This window comes from Burkholderia sp. BE12, assembly GCF_002959955.1.
Classification (GTDB): domain Bacteria; phylum Pseudomonadota; class Gammaproteobacteria; order Burkholderiales; family Burkholderiaceae; genus Burkholderia.
The window spans coordinates 1-2,269 of sequence record NZ_PREY01000073.1 but is presented as its reverse complement, the minus strand read 5'-3'; the positions used below and the strand labels follow the sequence as shown (position 1 = coordinate 2,269).

Genomic DNA, 2,269 nt, shown 5'->3' with positions numbered 1-2,269 from the left:
GGAAAACGAGGAGTGAGCGGGCGGTATCGGGGGCGGTGAACCGGGGCGGCGTCCCACGCCGCCCCGGCCCAAATCTCAGAGATGGTACGCAGTGCTCGTCATGACTTTCGACGCGGCGCGCATCAGCATCCGCGCAGGCAGCGGCAGCTCGATTCCCCCGGCGTCGGTCGCGGCCTTGCCGTGCTTTACCTCGTCGATGCGCATCTGGTCGACGATCGCGCGCGACGCGGTGTCGGTCGGCGGCAACTCGGACATGTGGCCTTCGAGGTGGCTCTCGACCTGTCGCTCCGTCTCGGCCATGAAGCCGAGGCTGACCTTGTCACCGAGCGTGCCGGCCGCCACGCCGATCGCGAGTGCGCCGGCATACCAAAGCGGGTTCAGCAGGCTTGGGCGCGAATCGAGTTCCTTCAGGCGGTGCGCGGTCCACGCGAGGTGATCCTCCTCCTCGCGCGCGGCCTCCTCGAACATCGCCTTCGCCGACGCCGTGCGCGCGGTGAGCTTCTGCGCCTGGTAGAGCGCCTGCGCGCAGACCTCTCCGACGTGATTCACGCGCATCAGCCCGGCCGCGTGCTTGCGCTCGGCGGGCGTCAGTTCGACGTCGGGCGTATCGGCCGGCACGGGCACCGGCCGGCTCATCCGGCTAATGCCGGTCAGCGATCGCAGGCCGCGATCGAATTCGCTGATCAGTTCATCCAACACCATCCTGTTCTCCTGGCTGCAGGTACCGCTGCGCGCGGCAAGGGCATGGGTCCGCCGCGTAACCGACTTGATTATTCAGCGGAAATTGCGGTTAACCCGTGATTTTAACCATTGTTGCATAAAGGAAACATGGCGGCGTTGAGCTGCAGTATTTCGCTTTGTGGCAAAAAACGGCTTTGCTACATTACGTGCGACTTCTTGCGAAGTTGATGGGGCCCGTCAACAGAACATAACTATCCGCCCCGCCAAAAAAATTCAGTGATTCTTGGAGATCCGTTAATGAAAAAGTCGCTTCTCGCGCTCGTCGCGCTGGGTGCGTTCGCTGGCGCGGCCCACGCGCAAAGCAGCGTGACGCTTTACGGCATCATCGATGAAGGCCTGCTCTTCAACAACAACGCAGGCGGCAAGCACCTGTACAGCATGGCCAGCGGCGTGATGCAAGGCAGCCGCTTCGGCCTGCGCGGCACCGAGGATCTCGGTGGCGGCCTGAAGGCGGTCTTCACCCTCGAAAACGGTTTCGACGTGAACAGCGGCAAGCTCGGTCAGGGCAGCCTGATGTTCGGTCGTCAGGCTTACGTCGGCCTGTCGAGCCAGTACGGTACGGTCACGCTGGGTCGTCAGTACGACTCCGTCGTCGACTTCGTCGGCCCGCTCGAGGCAGGCGACCAGTGGGGCGGCTACATCGCCGCTCACCCGGGCGACCTCGACAACTTCAACAACGCGTATCGCGTGAACAACGCGGTCAAGTTCACGAGCCAGAGCTACGGCGGCTTCACGTTCGGCGGCCTGTACAGCTTCGGCGGCCAGGCTGGCCAGTTCTCGAAGAACCAGGTCTGGTCGCTCGGCGCAGGCTACAACAACGGCCCGTTGGTCCTCGGTGTCGGTTACTTGAACGCACGTACGCCGGGCAACTTCGGCGGCATGTTCAACAACGGTTCGACGGCTGCAACGACGGCTGTCACGTCGCCGGTCTACGGCGCGTACGCGAACAACGCGAACACGTACCAGGTCATCGGTGCAGGCGGCGCGTACACGTTCGGCGCAGCGACGATCGGCGCGACGTACTCGAACACGAAGTTCAAGGGCTTCTCGGCAGGCCCGTTCGTGAACCAGACCGCGACGTTCAACAACGGCGAAATCAACTTCAAGTACCAGTTGACCCCGGCGTTGATCCTCGGCGCCGCGTACGACTACACGCAAGGCAGCAAGATCGACGGCAATTCGGCAGCCAAGTACCACCAGGGCTCGCTGGGCGTCGACTACTTCCTGTCGAAGCGCACCGACGTCTACGCGATCGGCGTGTACCAGCACGCATCGGGCAACGTGCTCGATTCGAACGGCAACGTCCTGAAGGCAACGGCAGCGATCAACGGCCTGGCCGGGTCGAGCACCAGCAACCAGGTCGCGGCACGCGTCGGTATCCGTCACAAGTTCTAACCAGCTTGCCTGACAAGCCGCAGCATATTGAAGGCGCCTTCGGGCGCCTTTTTCTTTTCCAGGGAGACGGGGTCGGTCGGTCGGTCGGTCGGTCGGTCGGTCGGCGGTAGGCGGTCGGCGGTCGGCGGTCGGC

The 2,269-nt window shown here is 63.6% G+C and carries 2 protein-coding genes; one reads left to right on the top strand and one right to left on the bottom strand.

Translation table 11 applies throughout. The features are described from left to right. Window positions 1-75: 75 nt before the first annotated feature. Window positions 76-702: a 2-polyprenyl-3-methyl-6-methoxy-1,4-benzoquinone monooxygenase gene (gene coq7 / locus C4B30_RS34950; protein ID WP_027783448.1), complete on the bottom strand. Its 627-nt coding sequence runs from the start codon at window positions 700-702 to the stop codon at window positions 76-78. 276 nt (window positions 703-978) lie between these two features. Here coq7 and C4B30_RS34945 point away from each other — a divergent pair, with 276 nt between their 5' ends. After that, window positions 979-2,136 carry a porin gene (locus C4B30_RS34945; RefSeq protein ID WP_027783447.1) on the top strand — a complete coding sequence of 386 codons (1,158 nt, stop codon included), beginning with the start codon at window positions 979-981 and terminating at the stop codon, window positions 2,134-2,136. Window positions 2,137-2,269: the final 133 nt, after the last annotated feature.